Genomic DNA, 21585 nt, shown 5'->3' on the forward strand with positions numbered 1-21585 from the left:
CGATGCGTTATCGGCACTACAAGGGCGGCATTTACGAACTGGTGTGCGAAGCCAAGCTGGAATCGGACCTGACGCCGATGATCGTCTATCGCGCCGCTGACGGTTCGATCTGGACCCGGCCGAAAGACGTGTTCTTTCAGCTGATCGAGGTCGAAGGCGTCATGGTGCAGCGTTTTGCCCCCATCAACTGATGGCCGTGTCCGCACGCTTACCTCACTGGCTTACCTCTATGAGTCTCTCGATGCATACATTGCTGGCTGCTACACTGTTGCTGGGCGCCGCGTGCGTCCCGGCGCAGGCCGAAACCATCGGCTCCGTCGATACCGTCTTCAAGCTGATCGGGCCTGACCACAAGATCGTCGTCGAAGCCTATGACGATCCCCGCGTCGCCGGCGTCAGCTGCTATCTGTCGCGCGCCAAGACGGGCGGCATCAAGGGCGCTGTCGGCCTGGCCGAAGACAAGGCCGATGCCGCCGTGGCCTGCCGCCAGGTGGGGCCGCTGCAATTCAAGGGCAAGCTGCCGCGCCAGGAAGAAGTGTTTAGCGAGCGCGCCTCCATTTTCTTCAAGCATGTGCGCGTGGTGCGCATGGTCGACAGCAAGCGCAACACGCTGGTCTACCTGGTGTATTCCGACCGCCTGATCGAGGGCAGTCCGAAAAATAGCGTCACTGCCGTCGCCGTGCCTGGCGAGCAGCCTATCCCCGTCCGTTAAGCGAACTTTCCATGCGTGGACCATCGTCTGCCGCTCTTGCCGCCAGTGCGCTGCTGCTGTTTGGCCTGGGCGGCTGCGCCACCCTGACCGGTAACACCGAGCAGATGGTGCTGGTGCAAACCATCCAGGAAAACCGCGAGCTGCCTGGCGCCGGCTGTATCCTCAGCAATGACGTGGGCAAGTGGTTCGTCACCACGCCAGGGCGCATCACCATCCGCAAGAGCCGCGAACCGATAAAAGTTGACTGTAGGAAACATGGCTCGCCCGCCGTCGCAATGGATGGCAGCATCGACCCCAAGCTCAATGGCAGCGTCTGGGGCAATGTCATCCTGACCCTGGGCGTCGGCTATTTCGTCGACCGCAACACGGGCGCCGGTTTTGACTACCCGTCCACCCTGACCATCGTCATGCAAGACCCGGCGCGCCTGCTGCCACCACCCGCGCCCGTGCCCGCGCCGATTGCCGCGCCGGCCGAAGCGACGCCGCAACCCGTCGTGCAGCCGAAGGTGGCGCCAATGCCGATTCCCGACCCTGTCGTCTACTGACTAATACGCCACGCATGAAAAAGCCGCCATGGTCATGGACCGTGGCGGCTTGGTCTGGCGTTCTCTTATACGCGGTTGATCAGGAACGTGGTCAGCAAAGGCACCGGACGTCCGGTGGCGCCTTTTGCGCCGCCCGATTTCCATGCCGTGCCGGCGATGTCCAGATGCGCCCAGGTGTACTTCTTGGTGAAGTTTTCCAGGAACGCTGCTGCCGTCACCGAACCGCCGCCTGGCGTGCCGATGTTGGCCAGGTCGGCGAAGTTCGATTTCAGCTGCTCGTTGTACGCTTCTTCGATCGGCATGCGCCATGCGGTGTCGCTGGCTTGCTTGCCCGCTGCCAGCAGTTCGTTGGCCAGCTGGTCATGCGCCGCATCGCTGCGCGTAAACAGGCCGCTGTTGTGGTGGCCCAGGGCGACGACGCAAGCGCCCGTCAGGGTGGCGATATCGACCACGGCTGCCGGCTTGAAGCGTTCGGCGTAGGTCAGCGCATCGCACAGCACCAGGCGGCCTTCGGCATCGGTGTTGAGCACTTCGATGGTCAGGCCATTCATCGAGGTGACGATGTCGCCCGGCTTGGTGGCGCGGCCCGATGGCATGTTTTCGCACGCGGCGATGACGCCGATGACGTTCAGCTTCAGGTTCATTTCACCGATGGCGCGGAAGGTGCCCAGTACCGAGGCGGCGCCGCACATGTCGTATTTCATTTCGTCCATGCCAGGGCCGGCCTTGAGCGAGATGCCGCCCGTGTCGAAGGTGATGCCTTTGCCGACCAGGACCACTGGCGCATCCTTGGCCTTGCCGCCCATGTGTTTCAGGACGATGAACTTCGGCGGCTGTTCGCTGCCGTTGGTGACGGACAGGAAGCTGCCCATTTTCAGCGCTTCGAGTTGTTTGCGGTCCAGGACTTCGACTTCAAACTTGTAATCCTTGGCCAGCTGCTTGGCCGTGCTGGCCAGGTAGGTCGGGTTGGCGATGTTCGCTGGCAGGTCGCCCAGCTTGCGCGTCAGGTCGGAACCGTTGGCAATGGCGATGGCTTGTGCCAGCGCGCCGCGCGTGGCCACTGTTGCCGGTGCCGACAGGGTGAGCTTGCGCACGCCCGCTGGCGCCGGATCTTTTTTGCTTTTTTGCCAGTCGCAGCGGTATTCGCCGTCGTGTGCAGCTTGCACCACGCAACGGATTGCCCAATTTACGTCGCGCTCTTTCACATCCGTCAGCGGTAATGCGATAATGGCGTCCGCAGCGCCCAGGGAGCCGAAGGCCTTCAGCGCCGCTTGTACGCCGGTAGCGAAGCTTTTTTCGCTGACAGTTTCATCGCTGCCCATGCCGACGAGCAGAACACGTTCGGCGGCGACGCCATCGACTGCGCGCAGCAGCAACGTGCTGCCAGGCTTGCCGCTGATGTCGCCGGACTTCAGCGCAGCCGAAATCGCACCCTTGCTGTCCAGCGATTGTGCCGCTGGCGACAGTTTTTTGTTTTCGAATACCGCAACCGCGATGCATCCGCTTTTGGCCGTGCCGAGGGTGCTCTTGGTATCGAATGCTTTTATGCTAAAGTCCATTTGGTTCTCCGTTTTCATTTACTAGTAACGTGTTACTCAACTAACTGACCCGAATTATAAACTCCGAATGATCTTTCAACGCGCCCTTCGACGTGAATTGGCTAGTGCCGCCGGGGCCACCTTCACTGTTTTGTTCAGCATCCTGCTCACCTGGATGCTGATCGGTATTCTCGGCAAGGCGGCGGGCGGCAAGATCGCGTCGTCCGACGTCATGTCATTGATGGCCTTTTCTGCCCTGATGCAGTTGCCCACCATCCTCATCCTCACCGGTTTCATCTCGGTGCTGATGGTGGTCACGCGCAGCTACAAGGAGTCGGAGATGGTGGTGTGGTTTGCCTCCGGCCTGAGCCTGTCGCGCTGGATCTGGCCGGTGCTGAGCTTTGGCCTGCCACTGGTGCTGGCCACCGGCATCCTGAGCCTGTACGCGACGCCGTGGGCGCAAATGAAAAGCGACGAATATGTGGCGCGCTTCGAAAAGCGCGAAGACCTGCAGAAAGTCACGCCGGGCCAGTTCCGTGAGTCGGCCGGCAGCAACCGCATCTTCTTCGTCGAAGGCGTCAGCGGCGAAAAGAATGTGGTGCAGAACGTGTTCGTCAATACGGTCGATGAAAAAGGCAGCGCCGTCGTCGTCGTCGCCCGGGAAGGCGTGATCAATACCGACGCCCGTGGCGAACGCTTCCTGGTGCTGAAAAGCGGCCGCCGCTATCAGGGCGTGCCGACGCAGGCCGACTTCCAGACCATGGAATTCGAGCAGTACATCATGCGCATCGAGAGCAAGCAGCAGGAACTGGGCGCCGACCTGGGCGTGCGCGCCATGAGTACCGTGGCGCTGGTTGAAGCGGGCAACCAGTACACCATGGCTGAATTGCTATGGCGCGTGAGTGCGCCGATGATCGGGCTGATGCTGATCCTGCTGGCCATTCCACTGGGTTTTGTCAATCCGCGTGCCGGCAGTTCGGCCAATCTGATCGTGGCCCTGCTGATTTTCTTTTCGTATAGCAACTTGATCAAGGTTGCCGAAGCCAGCGTGAAGCAGGGGCGGCTGACGTTCAGCATGGCCTGGTGGCCGCTGCATCTGCTGGCGGCACTGGCCGTGGTGGCGCTGTTTGTCTGGCGCCTGAATGTGAATCACCGCTATCATCCGCTAGTCCTGCTGGCGTCCTTCAAGCGTGCGCGCTGCGCCGGAAAAACAGATAAAGCGGCATCGAAATGAAGATTTTACAACGCTATTTTGCGGTTTCGATATTCCAGGCGGTGCTGTTCGTCCTGCTGGCCTTTTTGGCGCTGCAGGCTTTCATCGACCTGACGGGCGAACTGCCCAAGGTGGGCCGCAACGGCTATACCATCCAGTACGCGTTTCTGTATGTGCTGGTGCTGGTGCCGGGCCATGTGTACGAAGTGATGCCGATTGCGGCCCTGATCGGCACCATCTATACGATGGCGCAGTTTGCCGCCAGTTCGGAATTTACCATCATGCGTGCATCGAGCATGTCGACGGCGATGGCGGCAGGCTTTTTGTTACGCATCGGTCTCGTCTTTGTCGTCATCACCTTCATCTTTGGCGAGTTGATCACGCCGCGCACGGAGCCGCTGGCCGAGCGCCTCAAGCTGACCTCGCGCGGCGCTGCCGTGTCGAGCGATTTTCGCTCGGGCCTGTGGACCAAGGACATGGTCAAGAGCGATGGCCTGACGGGTACCGTCATCGGTTCGCGTTTCTTCAATGTCGGCGAAGCGCGGCCGGACGGCCAGCTGAAAAACGTCAAGCTGTATGAATTTGACATCGATATGCGCTTGCGTACCTTGACCGTGGCCAAAGGGGCGACGTATCAGGGCAACAATATCTGGCGCCTGACCGATGTGACGGAAACTTCGTTCTCGAATAGCGCCGTGGCCACGCCCGGCTTCGAGCCGAAGCTGGAAAATTACTTTGGCCAGGAAACGAGCCTGGTACGCACGGTGCAAAGCGCGAGCAAGGACATGGTGTCGGAAGTCACGCCGAAGATCCTGACGGTATCGGCTTCTGACCCCGAGCGCATGTCGGCGGCCGAACTGGCCGTGTACACGCGCCACCTGGCCGAGAACAAGCAGGAGACCGAGCGTTTCCGCATCGCCTTCTGGAAAAAGCTGATCGATCCGCTGGCCATTTTCGTGCTGATGGCACTCGCCCTGCCGTTCGCCTACATGCATACGCGCAGTGGCGGCATCAGCCTGAAAATCTTCATCGGCATCATGATCGGCGTCAGCTTCATGCTGGTCAACACCCTGTTCTCGCACCTGGGCCTGCTCAGCACCTGGCCGGCCTTCCTGACGGCGGTGGCGCCAAGCGTCCTGTATCTGCTGCTGGCGCTGGGCGCCCTGTGGTGGGTGGAGCGGCACTGATGCCCGCCTCGCCTGTGCCGGCTACCGGCGTGCAGCAGGCGCTGATCCTGTTTGCGCATGGCGCGCGCGCCGCGGCATGGGCGGCGCCATTCGAGCGCCTGCGCGAACTGACCCAGGCGCGCATGCCCGCAACCAGCGTCCACCTGGCCTTCCTGGAATTGATGGCGCCGCGCCTGCCCGAGCTGGTACAAACCTTGCTGGGCGGCCTGCCTGCTGGCGCCACCCTCGACGTCACCGTGGTGCCTGTTTTCCTGGGGCAGGGTGGACACGTGCTGCGTGACCTGCCTTTGCTGGTGGAAGAACTGCGCCAGCAGCATCCCCAACTGCGCCTGAAGGTGGTCGAGGCGGTGGGCGAGAACGCCAGCGTGCTCGCCGCCATCGCCGACTACTGCGTGGCCGCGCCAGGCGCCAGCGTCCTCGCTTGAACTGCGCCGCCAGCGCGACGCCTGCCGCAGGCATCGACATCGTCTACTTATGGGTCGACGGTGCCGACCCGGCCTGGCGCGCGCGCCGGCAGCAGGCCTATGCCGCCTGGGTGCAGGCGCATCCCGGCCAGCTGGCCCTGCATGGCAATGTGGCGGGGCGCTACCGCGACAATGGTGAATTGCGCTACAACCTGCGCGCGCTGGAGCGCTTCTTTCCCGGCCACGGCCATATCTACCTGCTGACGGACCGGCAAGTGCCGGCCTGGCTGCGCGCATCAACGCGCCTGACGGTGATCGATCATGCCAGCCTGATGCCCGGCGCCGCGCTGCCCGTGTTCGATTCCGGCCATATCGAATCGTATCTGCACCATATTCCGGGCTTGTCCGAACGCTTCCTGTACCTGAATGATGATGTATTTTTTGGCGCGCCGTTCGAGCCGGCATTCTGGTTTGGCGCGGACGGGGAGCGTTGCCTGAGCGTTTTCACGGAAAGCGCGCTGCAGGAAGAGAGTGGTGGCTTGCGTGCCCACGTGGCGGCGCCCGTCAATTGCGCCACCCTGGCCAGGCAATGGCTGTCGTCACAGTACGCCAATTACCGGCATGAACCGCGTCTGTATGCGCATGCGCCGCGGCCCATGCTGAAAAGCGCGCTGCATGCGCTCGAAGCGCTGGCGCCAGCCCTGTTTGCCGGCGTGCGCGCGACAGTGTTCCGTTCGTGGCGGGTGCCGGCGTTGCTGCCGGACCTGGTGCCGCGCTGGATGGTGCATCAGGGCTTGGCGCGGGCGCGCATACTCGACCCGCTGCATATCGCCAGCGGCGATGTGGCGGCGCCGCAGCAGCTCAGGGAACTGGCGGCGCGTTTCGGCAGCCTGCCATTTTTCTGCATCAACGATACTTGCGACGAGGCCGAGGACGACGATCCGCGCCTGCTGCGCGTGGCAGCTACCCTGCAGCGGCTGCTGCCGCTGCCATCGTCATTCGAATAGGGCTAGTTTTTTTTCGACGCCAGGCTGATGCGGGCAGCGGCCGTGGTGTCGGACAGCGAAGCGAGAAACAGCAGCAGATAAGCGCCCAGTTCGCACACTTCTTCGCCCAGCAGCGCGTAAGCGTCCGGCATGCCATGAAACACCTTCTTGTCGAAAGGCCAGCCGGCCAGCATCAGCAAGCCGCCGATGGCGGTCAGGATGGTGATGTGCATGCTGAAAAGTTGCGGCGCCACGGCGAAGACTTTGCGCGCACGCGGCGCGAAGAAAATCAGCAGGCGTACCAGTATCAGCAATTCCACCACGCGCAGGGTTTTTTCAAGCTGCGCCCAGGCGGGTGCCGTGCCGAACTGGTTAATATCGAGCTCGCGCAGCAGGAAACCGAACAGCAGGGCGCACAAGCCCGCATGCATGAGGAAACGCAAGGACTGGCGGTCGGCTTCCTGCCACGCGCGCACGCCATGCACCGTGCAGGCCAGGGCTAGCAATAGCGCCTGCAGCCATTCCAGCAGATGATTTTCATCGTCGATATCGGGGAAGACTGTCCACAGGGCGATGGCGGCGAGCATGCTCAAGAGTACGGCGCTGGCGACGCCGGCACTGCTGCGGCTGAGCGAAGTCAGGGCTTCGCGCGTGGAGGTGAAATTCATGGTTGGGGCGTGACGGATCAAGTTGCGCGGCGCGGTATTGCAGCCTGCGGGCGCAGCTTTTTTCGGGGAGGGTATTGTGCGGGTTCCCCTTGGCGGGGAGGCCGCACAGCAAGCGCTATGGGAGGGCGAGCGTGATTTTCATTGCTATCACGCAATAACTTCTCGAGAAAAGATGCGTCAGCATCCTATCATGTTTTATCTGAAGACGTCAGTTACTGACTTTAAAGTCGGTAAAATACAGTGTGTTTATTCAGGCATGGCGGCGCGCCAGCAGGGCCTCCGGTGTGATGGCCTGGCAGCTGCGCGTGGCCATGGCGTCGCCCAGCATCACCAGCACGGGGCCATGGGCATCGTCCAGGCCATGCGCCAGCGCACTCAGGGGCAAACGCACGATGCGCTGGTCGGGACGGCTGCAGTTTTCAATCACCACCACGGGCGTGTCGGCACGCCGGCCTTGCGCCAGCAGCCGCTGCGCCGTGACGGTGGCTTCGCGTCCGCCCATGTATTGCACCAGGGTATCGCAGTCGGGAATGCGCGTCTGCTCAGGTTCGCCTGGCGCCGTGCTGGACGTAAAGAAGGCCACGCTGCGCGCCACGCCACGCTTGGTCAGCGGCTGCTGCGTGGCGGCCGCTGCCGCCAGCGCCGTGGTAATGCCGGGCACCACTTCGACTTCGATGCCCGCTTCTTCCAGCGCCCGCAATTCCTCGTCGGCGCGGCCGAACAGCATCGGGTCGCCCCCTTTCAGGCGCACCACGACGGCGTGCTTGCGCGCGCTGTCGACCAGTTGCTTGTTGATGAACGCTTGCGCCGTGGACAACTGGCCGCAGCGCTTGCCCACAAGAATCTTTTGCGCCTGCGGGCACAGCTCCAGCATCTCGCCAGTGACCAGCGCGTCGTGCAGCACGACGTCCGCTTGCGCCAGCAGGCGCGCGCCGCGCAAGGTCATCAAGTCTTGCGCGCCGGGGCCGGCACCGACCAGGTAGACTTTACCGGGCAGGGATGCTGTCGCTGTGTGTTTCATCTGGCTGCCTTCCTTAACCGATGCGGATCATGCCGGCGGCGACGGTTTGGTGGGTCACTTCATCGATCAGGATAAACGCGCCAGTGGCACGGATATCATCATAAGAGTCGGCCGCCAGCGGCTGCTGCACGTTCAGGCTGATGCGGGCGATATCGTTCAGCTTCAGGCCGTCGGCCGGATGGCGCTGCTGCGTATTGATATCGAGCAAGGTGTCGATGGCGGTGATCTTCGCCGCCGTCTGTTTCGTGCCATGCTTAATCCAGTATTTGCGGCGCAGGTCCAGCGCGTCTTCCGACAGCCAGCAGACGTCGGCTACCACCTGTTTCAGCAAGGTGGCAGGACGATCAAAGCTGGCCAGCATGTCGCCGCGCGAAATATCCAGGTATTCATTGAGCAGCAAAGTCACGGACTGGCCCACCACGGCCGTCGGCAGCGAGCCGTCCAGGGTGACGATGTCCTTCACGGTGGCCGTCTGGCCCGAAGGCTGCACCACCAGGGTGTCGCCAATGCTGACCTTGCCAGCTTCGATGCGGCCCATGTAGCCACGGAAATCGTTTGCTTCATGGCCATTGTGGCGCGCCACCAGCTGCACCGGGAAGCGGAACGGCGTGTCGTGCGATTCGTCGTAGACAGACAGCGATTCGAGCAGCTCGATCAGGGTCGGGCCCGTGTACCAGCCCAGCTTGTCGCCCCGTTCGACGACATTGTCGCCCGTCAAGGCGGACAGGGGAATCGGCGTGATGTCCTTCAGGCCCAGCGACTGGGCGAATGTGCGGTAGGCCGCGACGATGCGGTTGTACACCGTTTCATCGTAATCGATCAGGTCCATCTTGTTGACGGCGACGACCACGTGCTCGATTTGCAGCAAATGGGCAATCGTCGAATGGCGCTTGGTCTGGATCAACAGTTCTACGCTGCCATCGTCACCCAGTTTTACTTTCGACACGTCGATCAGGATGATGACGGCGTCGGCCGTGGAGGCGCCCGTGACCATGTTGCGCGTGTACTGTTCGTGGCCTGGCGTGTCGGCGATGATGAACTTGCGCTTCGGCGTGGCGAAATAGCGGTAGGCCACGTCGATGGTGATGCCTTGCTCGCGTTCCGCTTCCAGGCCGTCCGTCAGCAGGGACAGGTCGACCGCGTCGCCCACCGTGCGCTTGTGCTTGGAGCGCGACATGGCGTCGAGTTGGTCGGCGAAGATGCCCTTGCTGTCGAACAGCAGGCGGCCGATCAGGGTGCTCTTGCCGTCATCGACGGAACCGGCTGTGATAAAACGCAACATGCCGCGCTCTACACTGTCGGTGGCGGTGGAGGTGGTGTTCGAGATTGCTGCGTTCATTAGAAATACCCTGCTTTCTTGCGTTTTTCCATCGAGGCTTCGGAAGTCTGGTCATCCATGCGGGTGGCGCCCCGTTCGGTGATTTGCGTGATTGCCGTCTCGGCGATGATGGCGTCGACCGTGGCCGCGTCAGACGAGACGGGGCAAGTGCACGAAATATCGCCTACGGTACGGAAGCGCACGACTTGCGTTTCCACCGTTTCACCGTCGCGCGGCGGCGTCAGGTCCGTCAGCGGCACCAACAAACCGTTGCGCGGGATCACCTGGCGTTCGTGCGCAAAGTAAATCGGCGGCAATTCCAGCTTTTCCCGGGCGATGTATTGCCATACGTCAAGTTCAGTCCAATTCGAGATGGGGAAGACGCGCATGTTTTCGCCCGGATGCACGCGCGTGTTATACAGGTCCCACAGTTCGGGGCGCTGGGCTTTCGGGTCCCAGGCGCCGAATTCGTCGCGGAATGAAAAGATGCGTTCCTTGGCGCGGGCTTTTTCCTCATCGCGGCGCGCACCACCGATGCAGGCGTCAAATTTATACTTGGCGATGGTTTCCAGCAAGGTCACCGCTTGCGCCGCGTTGCGCGAGTCGGTGGCCGGGTTGCGCAGGCGCACCGTGCCGCGCTCGATGGAATCTTCCACCGAGCCGATGATCAGGCGTTCGCCCAGTTCCGCCACTTTCTTGTCACGGAAAGTGATGACTTCCGGGAAGTTATGACCCGTGTCGATATGCACGAGGGGAAACGGGAACTTGCCTGGACGGAAGGCTTTTTCAGCCAAACGCAGCAGGACGACGGAATCTTTGCCGCCGGAAAACAGCAGGGCAGGGTTGGCCGATTCGGCCGCCACTTCGCGCAGGATATGGATGGCTTCCGACTCAAGGCTGTCGAGGTGGCGCTGGTTCAAAATATTGCTCATATTGGATGCTTTCTTGTTCTGCTGTGTCTGTTCAGGCTGCCACGGATTTGATGCGTATCAATTTGCCATCCACCATATGCAGGCCGCATTCCTTGGAATCCGGGTTTTCCCACCACCAGCGCCCGGCGCGTACATCTTCGCCTGGCTGCACGGCGCGGGTGCACGGTTCGCAGCCGATCGACGGGTAGCCCTGATCGTGCAGTGCGTTGTACGGCACATCGTTGGCGCGGATATAGTCCCACACATCCTGCTCGGACCAGTCGGCCAGTGGATTGAATTTGGTCATGCCATGCGCCGCGTCAATCTCTTGCACGTGCAGTTCGGCGCGCGTGCTCGATTGGGCGCGGCGCTGGCCCGTAATCCAGGCCTTGTTGCCGGCCAGGGCGCGCCCCAGCGGCTCGACTTTGCGGATGCGGCAGCATTCGCGGCGCATCTCGACGCTGTTGTAAAACGCGTTCAAGCCGTTCTGCTCCACGTAAGCCGCCACCGCTTCCGGCTGTGGCCGGTACAGGACGATGTCGTGGTCGTAACGGGCTTTCACCTTGTCGAGTACGGCCAGGGTTTCCTGGTGCAGCCGGCCCGTTTCCAGGGAAAAGATCGCGATGGGCAGCTTTGCCTTGAGAATCAGGTCGGTCAGCACCATGTCTTCGGCTGCCAGGCTAGAAGCGAACACGGCCGGCGAAAAATCCGCGGCGATGCGTGTCAGCGTTTGCTCGGTGGCGTCAATTAAAGTGGTTAAATTGCTCATAGTGTTGCCTCAGATGCCGGCCGCGTTGTCGAGGTCAGGATTCTGGCCTTCGCGCTGGTGGCGGCGGAACAGCGGCGATTTTTGATCCCACGACGCCTGGTAAGTTTCTGAAAACACAGACAAGCCTTTCAAAGCATCATGGATGCTGCGGTCCGGGCGGGTGGCATATGCGTCAAAGCCTACCCTGTGCATGGAAAACAGCTGGTCGCGTAGCACGTCGCCGATGGCGCGCAGTTCGCCGCGGAAACCCAGGCGGGCGCGCAGGTTGAAGGCGATGGAATAGCCGCGCCCATCCGTGAATTTCGGGAAATCGACGCCGATGACGGGCAGTCGCGCCACGTCGGCCGCCAGCTCTTCCGGGCGCTCATCGCTGGCCAGCCAGACGCCGATGTCGGGCAGGCGGGCGGCCAGGGTCTCGCGCTGGGCTTGCCACACGAGCAGCGGCACGATGACCTTGCCGGCCGGCACGACCAGCGTGTCCGGTGTGTCGCCTTCGTCCAGGCGCAGCAGGCCCCAGCTGTTCGGCACCACGGCGGCGTTCTTGATGATTTCTTCGCGTACTTCAAACATATTCGTCTTCTCCCACCAGGTTGCCGACCTTGATCGGCGTTGCATAGACGTGTTCCTTGAACGGCGCCAGGCCCAGGCGCTGGGCCGTATCGACGAAGCGCTCGCCTTCATGGCGGTCGCGCACGTAGACGTGCAGCAGGCGGCCGATGACTTCAGGCATCTGCAGGGAAGAGAACGATGGTCCGATGATCTTGCCGATGGCCGCGTGGTTGCCCTGCGCGCCGCCGATCGACACTTGATACCATTCGCTGCCATCCTTGTCGACGCCCAGGATGCCGATACTGCCCACGTGATGGTGGCCGCAGGCATTGATGCAGCCGGAAATGTTCAGTTCGATCTCGCCGATATCGTGCTGGAAGTCGATGTTGTCGAAGCGCTCGGCGATGGCGGCGGCGATCGGCAGCGACTTGGCGTTGGCCAGCGAGCAGAAATCGCCGCCCGGGCAGCAGATCATGTCCGTCAGCAAACCAATGTTGGGCGTGGCCAGGCCATGCGCCTTGGCTTCCTGCCACAGTGTGAACAGTTTCGACTGCTCGACGTCGGCCAGCACCAGGTTTTGCTCGTGCGTCACGCGCAGTTCGCCAAAGCTGTAGCGGTCGGCCAGCTCGGCCACGAAGTCGATCTGCTCTGCCGTCGCGTCGCCCGGCGGCACGCCCGTTTTCTTCAGCGACAGCACCACGGCCACATAACCGGGGCGCTGGTGTGGCTTGACGTTGCGTGTCAGCCAATTCACATACGCCTTGTTGTCGGCGTGCTCTGCCTGGTAGTCGAGTTCCGGCAGGGCGGCGTAGGCGGGCGGATTGAAGAAGTCCGCCACGCGCTGCATTTCCTCGATGGTCAAGGTTTCCGGGCCATCTTTCAAGTCGACCCATTCCGCTTCCACCTGGCGCGTGAATTCTTCCACGCCGATGGCTTTCAACAGAATCTTGATGCGCGCCTTGTATTTGTTGTCGCGGCGACCGTGCAAGTTGTACACGCGCATGATGGCCTGGATATACGTCAGCAAGTGCTGCCATGGCAGGAAGTCGCGCACCACGCTGCCCAAAATTGGCGTACGGCCCATGCCGCCACCGGCCATCACCTTGAAGCCCACTTCGCCCGCCTCGTTGCGCACGGCCGTCAAGCCGATGTCATGCACGGCGATGGCGGCGCGGTCTTCCACGGCACCATTGATGGCAACCTTGAATTTGCGCGGCAGGGCGATGAATTCCGGATGGAAAGTGCTCCACTGGCGCAGCACTTCCGCGTAGGGGCGCGGATCGATGATTTCATCGGCGGCGACGCCGGCGTACGGATCTGATGTTGTATTACGGATACAGTTGCCCGAAGTCTGGATCGCATGCATTTCCACGGAAGCCAGGTTCGTCAGGATATCGGGTGTCTGTTCCAGCTCGATCCAGTTGAACTGGATGTTCTGGCGCGTGGTGAAATGGCCATAGCCACGGTCATACTTGCGCGCAATGTGCGCGAACATGCGCATCTGTGCCGACGACAGCAAGCCGTACGGCACGGCGATGCGCAGCATGTAGGCGTGGCGCTGCATGTACAGGCCGTTTTGCAGGCGCAGCGGAATGAACTCCTCTTCCGTCAGCTCATTGGCGATACGCCGCGCAACCTGGTCTCGGTACTGGGCGATGCGTTCTTTGATGATGAGGTGGTCGTACTGATCGTAATGGTACATATCAATTCCTAAAATATTGCCTGGGATTATGTTCTTGATACTTTGTGTTTTTATGCGATATCTTTAATAGATTAGCTTCACTGCCACGCCGGTCAAGGTCATTGCCAGCAGCACGCGTAAAAACTTTTCCGGCACCGAGCGGGCCACCCAGGAGCCGAGGGTGATGCCGGGCAGGGAGCCGACCAGCAGCGAGGCCAGCAATTCCCAGTGGATGGAACCGAGCCACCAGTGGCCCAGGGCAGCGATGGCCGTCAGGGGCACGGCGTAGGCGATATCGGTACCCGCCACTTCAGCCGAGCTCATGCGCGGATACAGCATCACCAGCAGGGTCGCGCCGATGGCGCCGGCGCCGATCGACGAGACCGTCACCAGCACGCCCAGCACGGCGCCGGAAATGATGGTGGCAGCGGCAAGCTTGTTGCCTTGCAATTGTTTCTCGGGGTGGGCATTAATCCAAGCCAACATGCGGCCCTTGAAAATGAGCGCCACCACCGTCAGCAGCACGGAGCCGGCGATCGAATAGCGGATGATCTGGCCGATTTCCGGCGACAGGGTGCCGAACGATTTCAGCGCCAGGGTAGCGACGACGGCGGCAGGCAGGGCGCCGATGCACAGGCGCTTGACGATATCCCAGCGAATGGTGCCGCGCAGGCGGTGCGTCAGCGTCCCGGCGCTCTTGGTGATCGAGGCGAAGGCCAGGTCGGTACCGACGGCCACGGAGGGCGGCACGCCAAAGAGCAGGGTTAACATCGGCGTCATCAGCGAACCGCCGCCCACGCCGGTCATTCCTACGAGTAATCCTACGGCAAATCCTGAGACTATATAAGACAAAGTCATGCTGGCACCCCCAAAGTACCCGCAATAGTAATAAACTTAGTGTTTAATCCAAACTACTTAGTACGCATTTGCTTATATGCGATATGCGTATATGCATGAACGCAAAATCACGGTAGGGCGGAAACCTCGGCACATCACGGCAATCTAGGGCAAAACCAGCAATGAATCTCCATCAACTGCGCTTCGTGCGCGAAGCGGTCCGGCAGAATTACAACCTGACGGACGCCGCCAAAGCCTTGTTTACGTCGCAACCGGGCGTGTCGAAAGCCATCATCGAGCTCGAAGAAGAGCTGGGCGTGGATATTTTTACACGTCATGGCAAGCGTATCCGCGGCTTGACGGAGCCGGGCCGCCTGGTGCTGGAGTCGGTCGAGCTGGTCATGCAGGAAATCGACAGCATGAAGCGCATCGGCAAGGAATTCGCGGCGCAGGACAGCGGCAGCTTTACCATTGCTACCACGCATACGCAGGCGCGCTACACCTTGCCCAAGGTGGTGCAGGCCTTCATGATCAAGTTCCCCAGGGTACGATTATCGTTGCTGCAAGGCAATCCGCGCCAGATCGCCGAAATGGTGCAGCGCGACCAGGCGGATCTGGCCATCGCCACCGAATCGATCGCCGCCATCGACGGCCTGATCACCTTGCCATGCTATCAATGGGAGCACGTGGTGGTGGTGCCGGCCGACCATCCGCTGCTCAAATCGAAATCCGTGACCCTGGAGGAAATCGCCGCCTTCCCCCTGATTACCTATGACAGCGCGTTTGCCGGGCGCAATAAAATCGACCATGCTTTCGCGCTGCGCGGCCTGAAACCGGACATCTTGCTCGAAGCCATCGATGCGGACGTGATCAAGACTTATGTCGAGTTGGGCATGGGGGTTGGTATCATAGCGGGTATGGCCTTCGATGCCGAGCGCGACAAAGGCTTGCGCGCCATCCCTGTCGGGCATTTGTTCGGCATGAATGTGTCGCGCGTGGCCGTCAAGCAGGGTGCGTATTTGCGCAGCTATATCTATACCTTTATCGAGTTGCTGACGCCGACCCTGAACCGCAAGCTCATAGAGCAGGCGATGAGCGGTGAGAAAGAGCACTACGAACTATAACAATGCATGAATACGGCCGGGCGAGGTGCCTGGCCAGCTTATTTACGAAGAGAAGAAACACATGATTACCGATCAGCTTGCCAAATATTACGCCACCATCGCGCAGCAGTACGAGCGCGTCTATGACAAGCCCGAGCGCCAGGAAGACCTGGAAGTATTGCGCGACAAGGTCGCCAACGTGCTCGAAGGCCACACCGTGCTGGAGCTGGCCTGCGGCACCGGTTACTGGACGGAAGTGGTGGCCGAGACGGCCGCATCCGTGCTGGCCACCGATCTCAACGATGAAATGCTGGCGCTGGCACAAAAGCGCGGCTTGCCCGACAACGTCACGTTCGCCAAGCTCGACGCTGTTAACTTGCCCGATGATCTGCTGGGCAAGTTCACGGCCGTGTTTGCCGGTTTCTGGTGGTCGCACGTCAAGCGCGAAGACCAGGAAAAGTACCTGAAGCAATTGCGCAGCAAGCTGGGCAAGGACATTTTGCTGGTGCTGATCGACAATTCCTATGTCGATGGCAGCAACACCGTGATCGCGCGCACCGACCTGCAAGGCAATACTCACCAGTTCCGCACGACGGACGCGGGCGAGCGCTATGAAGTGCTGAAGAATTTCCCATCGGATAGCCACCTGCGCAAGAAGTTTGCCCACTCGGCTCGCGAGATCCGCATGAAGCGCCTGGAATACTACTGGCTGCTGAGCTGCCGCCTGAAATAATGCCAGAGCTGCAAGATAAACCGCCTGCGGGCGGTTTTTTTACGTCTGTTGTTTTTATCTGATAAGAGGCCGTGCCAAAAAACAACATCTTATCGATGTCATATTGTTGAAGTATTTGTTGGGCATGATTCGGTTCAGCAGCTAAGCAGCAACATATCTTGTCCAACCTAATGTAGAGATTCTCAAGTGAAAAAAATTACTCTGGCAGCATTGATCATCGGCACCTTCGCAGCAGCTACGGCGCAAGCACAATCAAACGTCACCGTGTATGGCCTGGTTGACCTCGGTATCGCCAAGACCACTGGCCAGCCGGTGGTGCAACGCGAGAACAATGCGTCGCGCCTCGGTTTCAAGGGTACGGAAGACCTCGGCGGCGGCCTGTCGGCGATTTTCAACCTCGAAAGTGAATTTCTGGCCGACACGGGTGCGCAAAAAGGCGTGTTGTTCGACCGTCAAGCCTACGTGGGCTTGAAAGGCGCTTTCGGTACCGCCATCATGGGCCGCACCAAGAATCTGGTCGATGGCACCATCGCCCGCGTTGACCCATTCAACACCTACGGCGTGGTCGGCAAGAACAATGAAACGTTGCTGCGTTCGGGCGTTGGCACGTCGCGCGTCAACAACGCCGTCACCTACAACAGCCCAAGCTTTGAAGGTTTCGTGGCCAGCCTGCAATACGTGCTGAGCGAAGTCAACAGCGCTGACGCGGGCGTGATCGGTCTGGCAACTTACGACAATGGACCGATCAGCTTGCACGCCGGCTACGAAAAAGCCGTGCAAGCAACGGCTGTGGCACCGAAGGCGGACCTGTGGTCGGTCGGTGGTGGCTATAAATTTGGCCCAGCCAAGGTCACGGCTGCCTACTCGAAAGGCGACACCAAGGTTGCTGCCACCGGCGAATACAAATCCTACCTGCTGGGCCTGAACTACACGGTCGGCGGCGGTGATGCGAAACTGTCCTATGGCAAGCAAGAGCAAAGCAACAACAGAGTGTCGGGCCAGGACACCATCAAGGAAGTCGGCGTCGGCTACGACTACCACCTGTCGAAGCGTACCGACCTGTACGCATATGCCGGCCGCGAGAGCGTCAAGTCGCTGACGTCGTACCAAGTGGGCATCGCCCACAAATTCTAAGCATCTCCTGATGTCATGGAATGCAAGGCGCCTGCGGGCGCTTTTTTTATAGGGTGGCGGTGTCCGGCGTCTGCGCATGCATGGGAAGCGAGATTTCGATGCGTGTACCGCCCAGTTCGCTATCGGCGCCGATCTGGATGCTGCCACCCAGGCCCCAGACGCGTTCGCGCATGCCCAGCAACCCCAGAGCCGTGGCTTTTTCCAGGTCGTGTTCGGCGATGCCCCTGCCGTCATCCTGGATTGTGATTGCCAGCGAGGAAACGATGCGGTGCAAGGCGATGGTGATATGGCTGGCCTCGGCGTGGCGCGCGATATTCGTCAGCGCCTCTTGCACGATGCGGTAGATGGCCGTACTGCGCGCATCGTCGAGCACCAGGTCGGCCTCGTCGGCCAGCAAATCAAAATGGACGGCGCGGCGCTGCAGGAAGTCGTGGCGCAGTTTTTGCAGCGCGAAATACAGCCCCCCTTCATCGAGCGCGCGCGGACGTAGATTGCTGGCGATGCGGCGCAGCGAGGTGATGGACGTCACCAGCAAGCCATCCATGCTGTGCAGCAGCGCCTGCAATGGCAGGGTCGTGTCCGCGTGCTGGCGCACGAGGGTCAGGTCGACGCGCAAGGTGGCCAGCAACTGGCCCAGGTCGTCATGCAGTTCGCGCGCAATGTGCTTGCGCTCCTCTTCGCGGATGGTTTGTAGCGCACTCGATAATTCACGCAATTGGGAAAAGGAACGGGCCAGTTGTGCATGGACTTGCTTGCGCGCGCTGATGTCGCGCACGATGATGGTAAACACGCTATGGCCATCTTGCGGCATGGCCGAGAGCAAACCTTCGAGCGGAAACATGGCGCCATCGCTGCGCCGGCCCGTCAGCGTGCAGTCGGTGGCACGCCGGCCCGTCAGGCGCAGGTCCCGGGTGATGTCATCAGACGGCGGATCGCCCTCGTGCTTGCCCAGGCTGCGCAAGTCGCGCAGGATGTAGTGGCCCAGGCGCATGCTGCGCATGCCGGCCGGCGTGTCGCCGAACAGCCTGGCTGCGGCCGCATTCGCATGCACGATGATTTGCCGGCTGTCGATGCTGATGATGGCGTCGCTGGCGCTGTCGATGATGGCCTGGCCCCGCGCCGGCCGTTGCCTGCTGGCCTTGAGGGGCGGGAGTAAGCACAGCAAGAGCGCCGCTGCCATGCCCAAGGGCAAGATGTGCAGCAGTCCGGAGTTGCCTCGGTCGGACATGGGGTTCTCCTTGCGAACGTGTTGGCGACGGCAGGCAGGGTAAGGGCCGGTGGCAGGACTATATATATAGCCTATGCCTGCTGGCGCGGCGCGGCTTGATGTGGCGCAGGAAGGGGGGAAGGAAGAGAGTAATGCGCCGCGCCGGGCATGCCGGGCGGCGGCAAGAATGGATTACATTTGCTTGAACAGGTGCAAGAAGCTGCGGCTCACCTCGAGCTTGTCGGGCTTGCCCTTGATCAGTACCAGGTGGCGGCCACGGATATCGCGCGTCACGCCTTCGATGGCATTCACATTGACCAGGGTGGCACGGTGGATTTGCCAGAACAGCGATGGATCGAGCTCTTCGGCCAGGTCGCGCACCGGTTTGCGGATCAGCGCCTCATATTTGCTGGTCTGCACGCAGGTGTATTTCTCGTCCGAACGGAAAAACAGGATTTCTTCCACGGGTATCATGCGCAAGTCCTGGCCGATGCTAGCCTGTATCCATTGCAGATACGTGGGTTTGGCCGTGATTTTTTCCGCCAATTGCGACAGCATGGCCGTGACGCTGCTGTTGACGTCCAGCGCAGGCTTGTTTAAATGGGTTTTCAAGCGTTCTACCGTCACCAGCAGGCGTTCATGCTCGGGCGGCTTGAGCACATAATCGACGGCGCCCCGCTCGAACGCCTCGACGGCGTGCGTGTCATAGGCCGTCACGAAAACGATATGGCTCTTGCCGCCAATCACCTGCGCCGCTTCCATGCCCGTCTTGCCGGGCATGCGGATATCGAGAAATGCAAAGTCGGGCTTGAGCTGCTCGACCAGTTCGATCGCTTCGTCGCCATTCTTGGCTTCGCCGATGATTTCCAGTTCGGGCCAGGCCTGGCCCAGGCGCAAGCGCAGTTGGTCGCGCATCAGTCTTTCGTCGTCGGCAATAATAGCGGTAGGCATAGGTTTCAAGTGTGAACTGGCGAAGATTGATTATTCAATGGTTTAGCGTTTTTATCAACTGTCTTATTTAGACAGCTTATTTAGACAGTTGATACGGCACTTCGATCACGGCGCACACGCCACTGGGTTGGTTGGGTGTGATGGTCAGGCTGCCCTGGTCGCCATGCAGCAGTTTCAGGCGTTCGCGGATGGTGGGCAAACCCAGTCCCGTGCCATCGCTGGGCACTACGCCAAAGCCGAGGCCGTCATCGGTGACCGTCACGCGCAGCTTGCTGTGCGCTACGTCGGCCACGATGCGCAAGGTACCGCCTTCCGGCTTGACTTCCAGGCCATGCTTGATGGCATTTTCCACCATCGATTGCAGCATCATGGGCGGGAAGGCGGCGCTGCGCAGGCCGTCGGGAATCTGGAAATCGACGGTCAGGCGCTCTTCCATGCGCATTTTCAGCAAGTTCAAGTAGGCTTGCACCATGTCCGCTTCACGGCCCAGGTTGGTAATCAGGGCGTTGTCGCGCATTTGCGGCAGTACGGCGCGCAAGTACTGGATCAGGCTGCGCTGCATCTTGGCGGCGCGTGGCGGATCGGTCTGGATCAGGTGCTCGACGGAGGCGAGGGTGTTGAACAGGAAATGCGGCTCGACTTGCGCCTGCATCATTTGCATCTTCGCTTCGCTGAGCTGGCGCTGCATGGATTCACGCTCCGCCGCCTCATTTGCCGTGACGGTCTCCGCTTCGGCGCGCTTCTTGCCGCCAACCAGGGCCTTCATGGCAAACAGGGCCAGGACCAGCAGTGAGACAAAACTCTTGAACCAGGTCGACGCTTGCTGGTGATAGCGCGAAACCTTTTGTTCTGCCGCATCATCGACCGCTTCTTCGATGGCATTCGACAACTCTTCGCCGATTTGCGGCGGCAACTCGATATGGACTTCTTCCCCCGAGGCATTGGTCGTGACCGGATAGCTGGGCTTGGCCGGTGTTGCCGGTGTTGCTGGTGTCGCCGGTGGCTCGGGCGGCACGGCATTTGCCTGCTCGTCCGCCTCGTTAGCGGCGTCCGTGGCACTGCTGCGCCGGTTCTTGCTATTACGCGGATTGAAATGGATGCCTGTATCGTCGATCAGGATATTGGTGTCGCCCGTGCCCTTGCTGCTGCGCTTGTGTGACTTGATGACGATTTCTTCGTTTGGACTGGATGAGAACAGTGCATCTTGCAAAATGGAGCCGGCGATCAGGGCCAGTGCGGCGAACAGGAAAAACTTCCACCAGGACAATTGAGTGACCCAGGTCGTTGTCGCGTCGAATCCCCGTTGCAACCAGGCGAGGATGGTTTTCAACAGTTGGGGCAGGCTGGAAATCGGGAGCATGGGACGCTTTCAAAATACAAGAACAAGAGTTAATCGACGCAGCGGGCAAGTTTAACCTGTTGTTGAGCCGCGTCAGAGTCTGATGTTGCCACTGTGCCTAAAGTAGGAGTAGTGCGCCAGCCCATTGCGACAGGCTGCAAAAAACCGTGCTTGAAGTGAAGGCTTTGCCGGCTGGGCGGAGAGGCGCTATTAAAGTGACACGTGGCTAAAAATAGCCCTTGCGGGGCGGGCAGGGCTTTGCTATAGTTCGCCTCCCCAATGAGACGCAGTCAAATGCGGCAGTTGAGGATCACCGGAAACGGCGATGCAGTAAGTTTTTCAGCGCAATGCGCTGAAAAACGAAGGTTGACAAAGTAGCCGAAACGCTTCATACTCTTCCTTCTTCGCAGCTGACAAACACAACGCTTTGTCGATAGCGCGAAAGTAGTACCGATCACAGTTCTTTAACAATTAACAGTCGATAAGTGTGGGCATTTGATGCAAGTGCAGCGTCAATCTTCGGATTGACGTCTAACTTAAAATATCAAATGTTCACAAGAAATAATGAAATAGGATACTTCTTCGGAAGTAGCCTGTCAGTTTTTTGAGTGAGCAAACACCTCGCAATGCGAGGGGTTTGAACTAGTTAAATAGTTCGACCATGCCAATAAAATGGCAAAGTAACAGAGATTAAACTGAAGAGTTTGATCCTGGCTCAGATTGAACGCTGGCGGCATGCCTTACACATGCAAGTCGAACGGCAGCACGGAGCTTGCTCT

At 60.3% G+C, this 21585-nt stretch carries 21 protein-coding genes, 1 rRNA gene and 1 pseudogene; 11 read left to right on the forward strand and 12 right to left on the reverse strand.

From position 1 onward, the window contains the following. The first annotated feature begins 2 nt into the window (after nt 1-2). From ACQ4W6_RS16075 to ACQ4W6_RS16085, 3 genes are read left to right on the forward strand one after another with little or no spacing between them, the layout of a single operon-like run. Nucleotides 3-191 carry a DUF1653 domain-containing protein gene (locus ACQ4W6_RS16075; RefSeq protein ID WP_436568173.1) on the forward strand — a complete coding sequence of 63 codons (189 nt, stop codon included), beginning with the start codon at nt 3-5 and terminating at the stop codon, nt 189-191. A gap of 50 nt (nt 192-241) precedes the next feature. Next, on the forward strand, nt 242-712 hold the full coding sequence (locus ACQ4W6_RS16080) for a CreA family protein (protein ID WP_436568174.1): 471 nt from the start codon (nt 242-244) through the stop codon (nt 710-712). An 11-nt stretch (nt 713-723) separates the two neighbouring features. Further along, nucleotides 724-1257, forward strand: a complete 534-nt coding sequence (locus tag ACQ4W6_RS16085) for a hypothetical protein (protein WP_436568175.1) — start codon at nt 724-726, stop codon at nt 1255-1257. 65 nt (nt 1258-1322) lie between these two features. Here the strand turns inward: ACQ4W6_RS16085 and ACQ4W6_RS16090 are convergent, their stop codons facing one another. Then, nucleotides 1323-2816 (reverse strand): leucyl aminopeptidase, encoded by a 1494-nt coding sequence (locus ACQ4W6_RS16090; protein WP_436568176.1) that lies wholly within the window; start codon nt 2814-2816, stop codon nt 1323-1325. Nucleotides 2817-2883: 67 nt separating this feature from the next. Here ACQ4W6_RS16090 and lptF point away from each other — a divergent pair, with 67 nt between their 5' ends. The 4 genes from lptF to ACQ4W6_RS16110 are packed head-to-tail and all read left to right on the forward strand — an operon-like array spanning nt 2884 to nt 6606. After that, nucleotides 2884-4029, forward strand: coding sequence for an LPS export ABC transporter permease LptF (lptF, locus tag ACQ4W6_RS16095; protein ID WP_436568177.1), 1146 nt, complete (start codon nt 2884-2886; stop codon nt 4027-4029). Then, on the forward strand, nt 4026-5195 hold the full coding sequence (gene lptG / locus ACQ4W6_RS16100) for an LPS export ABC transporter permease LptG (protein WP_436568178.1): 1170 nt from the start codon (nt 4026-4028) through the stop codon (nt 5193-5195). The genes lptF and lptG overlap by 4 nt, the downstream gene beginning before the upstream one ends. Next, nucleotides 5195-5620: a sirohydrochlorin chelatase gene (locus tag ACQ4W6_RS16105; protein ID WP_436568179.1), complete on the forward strand. Its 426-nt coding sequence runs from the start codon at nt 5195-5197 to the stop codon at nt 5618-5620. Before lptG ends, ACQ4W6_RS16105 begins: the two co-directional genes overlap by 1 nt. Then, entirely contained in the window at nt 5617-6606 is a 990-nt protein-coding gene (locus tag ACQ4W6_RS16110) for a Stealth CR1 domain-containing protein (protein WP_436568180.1), read from the forward strand. The genes ACQ4W6_RS16105 and ACQ4W6_RS16110 overlap by 4 nt, the downstream gene beginning before the upstream one ends. A gap of 2 nt (nt 6607-6608) precedes the next feature. Here ACQ4W6_RS16110 and ACQ4W6_RS16115 read toward each other — a convergent pair whose 3' ends face one another. The 8 genes and pseudogenes from ACQ4W6_RS16115 to ACQ4W6_RS16150 all read right to left on the reverse strand — a co-directional run bounded on the left by ACQ4W6_RS16115 (nt 6609) and on the right by ACQ4W6_RS16150 (nt 14360). Beyond that, on the reverse strand, nt 6609-7253 hold the full coding sequence (locus tag ACQ4W6_RS16115; protein WP_436568181.1) for a hypothetical protein: 645 nt from the start codon (nt 7251-7253) through the stop codon (nt 6609-6611). Between the two features lie 250 nt (nt 7254-7503). After that, nucleotides 7504-8274, reverse strand: coding sequence for a uroporphyrinogen-III C-methyltransferase (gene cobA, locus ACQ4W6_RS16120; protein WP_436568182.1), 771 nt, complete (start codon nt 8272-8274; stop codon nt 7504-7506). Nucleotides 8275-8287: 13 nt separating this feature from the next. Continuing rightward, on the reverse strand, nt 8288-9613 hold the full coding sequence (locus tag ACQ4W6_RS16125; RefSeq protein WP_436568183.1) for a sulfate adenylyltransferase subunit 1: 1326 nt from the start codon (nt 9611-9613) through the stop codon (nt 8288-8290). Further along, nucleotides 9613-10530 (reverse strand): annotated as a pseudogene (gene cysD / locus ACQ4W6_RS16130) (sulfate adenylyltransferase subunit CysD); the annotation flags it as partial. The gene ACQ4W6_RS16125 and the pseudogene cysD, both read right to left, overlap by 1 nt. A gap of 25 nt (nt 10531-10555) precedes the next feature. After that, a complete protein-coding gene (locus ACQ4W6_RS16135; RefSeq protein ID WP_436568184.1) occupies nt 10556-11272 on the reverse strand; it encodes a phosphoadenylyl-sulfate reductase in 717 nt (238 codons plus the stop codon). A gap of 9 nt (nt 11273-11281) precedes the next feature. Next, complete coding sequence (locus ACQ4W6_RS16140; protein ID WP_436568185.1) at nt 11282-11842, reverse strand: DUF934 domain-containing protein; 561 nt, start codon at nt 11840-11842, stop codon at nt 11282-11284. Beyond that, nucleotides 11835-13523, reverse strand: a complete 1689-nt coding sequence (locus tag ACQ4W6_RS16145) for a nitrite/sulfite reductase (protein WP_436568186.1) — start codon at nt 13521-13523, stop codon at nt 11835-11837. Before ACQ4W6_RS16145 ends, ACQ4W6_RS16140 begins: the two co-directional genes overlap by 8 nt. 63 nt (nt 13524-13586) lie before the next feature. Then, nucleotides 13587-14360: a sulfite exporter TauE/SafE family protein gene (locus tag ACQ4W6_RS16150; protein ID WP_436568187.1), complete on the reverse strand. Its 774-nt coding sequence runs from the start codon at nt 14358-14360 to the stop codon at nt 13587-13589. Between the two features lie 161 nt (nt 14361-14521). On the opposite strand from ACQ4W6_RS16150, the gene ACQ4W6_RS16155 reads away from it, so the two are divergent. From ACQ4W6_RS16155 to ACQ4W6_RS16165, 3 genes are all read left to right on the forward strand, one after another. After that, a complete protein-coding gene (locus tag ACQ4W6_RS16155) occupies nt 14522-15463 on the forward strand; it encodes a CysB family HTH-type transcriptional regulator (protein ID WP_436568188.1) in 942 nt (313 codons plus the stop codon). A gap of 61 nt (nt 15464-15524) precedes the next feature. Beyond that, nucleotides 15525-16175, forward strand: a complete 651-nt coding sequence (locus ACQ4W6_RS16160) for a class I SAM-dependent methyltransferase (protein WP_436568189.1) — start codon at nt 15525-15527, stop codon at nt 16173-16175. 186 nt (nt 16176-16361) lie between these two features. Next, nucleotides 16362-17309, forward strand: coding sequence for a porin (locus tag ACQ4W6_RS16165; protein WP_436568190.1), 948 nt, complete (start codon nt 16362-16364; stop codon nt 17307-17309). Nucleotides 17310-17355: 46 nt separating this feature from the next. Here the strand turns inward: ACQ4W6_RS16165 and ACQ4W6_RS16170 are convergent, their stop codons facing one another. From ACQ4W6_RS16170 to ACQ4W6_RS16180, 3 genes are all read right to left on the reverse strand, one after another. Then, nucleotides 17356-18537: a PAS domain-containing sensor histidine kinase gene (locus ACQ4W6_RS16170; protein WP_436568191.1), complete on the reverse strand. Its 1182-nt coding sequence runs from the start codon at nt 18535-18537 to the stop codon at nt 17356-17358. Nucleotides 18538-18708: 171 nt separating this feature from the next. After that, nucleotides 18709-19467: a LytR/AlgR family response regulator transcription factor gene (locus ACQ4W6_RS16175; protein WP_436568192.1), complete on the reverse strand. Its 759-nt coding sequence runs from the start codon at nt 19465-19467 to the stop codon at nt 18709-18711. 76 nt (nt 19468-19543) lie between these two features. Further along, nucleotides 19544-20827, reverse strand: a complete 1284-nt coding sequence (locus ACQ4W6_RS16180; protein ID WP_436568193.1) for a sensor histidine kinase — start codon at nt 20825-20827, stop codon at nt 19544-19546. Between the two features lie 671 nt (nt 20828-21498). On the opposite strand from ACQ4W6_RS16180, the gene ACQ4W6_RS16185 reads away from it, so the two are divergent. Beyond that, nucleotides 21499-21585, forward strand: a 16S ribosomal RNA gene (locus tag ACQ4W6_RS16185); the annotation flags it as partial.

Origin of the sequence: Janthinobacterium woesei (genome assembly GCF_051380875.1) — a bacterium.
In the GTDB taxonomy this organism is placed as follows: Bacteria; Pseudomonadota; Gammaproteobacteria; order Burkholderiales; family Burkholderiaceae_D; genus Janthinobacterium.

Coding starts and splice junctions, on each gene's coding strand:
- ACQ4W6_RS16075 (WP_436568173.1), top strand. CDS start 3: ATGCGTTATCGGCACTACAAGGGCGGCATTTACGAACTGGTGTGCGAA.
- ACQ4W6_RS16080 (WP_436568174.1), top strand. CDS start 242: ATGCATACATTGCTGGCTGCTACACTGTTGCTGGGCGCCGCGTGCGTC.
- ACQ4W6_RS16085 (WP_436568175.1), top strand. CDS start 724: ATGCGTGGACCATCGTCTGCCGCTCTTGCCGCCAGTGCGCTGCTGCTG.
- ACQ4W6_RS16090 (WP_436568176.1), bottom strand. CDS start 2,816: ATGGACTTTAGCATAAAAGCATTCGATACCAAGAGCACCCTCGGCACG.
- lptF (WP_436568177.1), top strand. CDS start 2,884: ATGATCTTTCAACGCGCCCTTCGACGTGAATTGGCTAGTGCCGCCGGG.
- lptG (WP_436568178.1), top strand. CDS start 4,026: ATGAAGATTTTACAACGCTATTTTGCGGTTTCGATATTCCAGGCGGTG.
- ACQ4W6_RS16105 (WP_436568179.1), top strand. CDS start 5,195: ATGCCCGCCTCGCCTGTGCCGGCTACCGGCGTGCAGCAGGCGCTGATC.
- ACQ4W6_RS16115 (WP_436568181.1), bottom strand. CDS start 7,253: ATGAATTTCACCTCCACGCGCGAAGCCCTGACTTCGCTCAGCCGCAGC.
- cobA (WP_436568182.1), bottom strand. CDS start 8,274: ATGAAACACACAGCGACAGCATCCCTGCCCGGTAAAGTCTACCTGGTC.
- ACQ4W6_RS16125 (WP_436568183.1), bottom strand. CDS start 9,613: ATGAACGCAGCAATCTCGAACACCACCTCCACCGCCACCGACAGTGTA.
- ACQ4W6_RS16135 (WP_436568184.1), bottom strand. CDS start 11,272: ATGAGCAATTTAACCACTTTAATTGACGCCACCGAGCAAACGCTGACA.
- ACQ4W6_RS16140 (WP_436568185.1), bottom strand. CDS start 11,842: ATGTTTGAAGTACGCGAAGAAATCATCAAGAACGCCGCCGTGGTGCCG.
- ACQ4W6_RS16145 (WP_436568186.1), bottom strand. CDS start 13,523: ATGTACCATTACGATCAGTACGACCACCTCATCATCAAAGAACGCATC.
- ACQ4W6_RS16150 (WP_436568187.1), bottom strand. CDS start 14,360: ATGACTTTGTCTTATATAGTCTCAGGATTTGCCGTAGGATTACTCGTA.
- ACQ4W6_RS16155 (WP_436568188.1), top strand. CDS start 14,522: ATGAATCTCCATCAACTGCGCTTCGTGCGCGAAGCGGTCCGGCAGAAT.
- ACQ4W6_RS16160 (WP_436568189.1), top strand. CDS start 15,525: ATGATTACCGATCAGCTTGCCAAATATTACGCCACCATCGCGCAGCAG.
- ACQ4W6_RS16170 (WP_436568191.1), bottom strand. CDS start 18,537: ATGTCCGACCGAGGCAACTCCGGACTGCTGCACATCTTGCCCTTGGGC.
- ACQ4W6_RS16175 (WP_436568192.1), bottom strand. CDS start 19,467: ATGCCTACCGCTATTATTGCCGACGACGAAAGACTGATGCGCGACCAA.
- ACQ4W6_RS16180 (WP_436568193.1), bottom strand. CDS start 20,827: ATGCTCCCGATTTCCAGCCTGCCCCAACTGTTGAAAACCATCCTCGCC.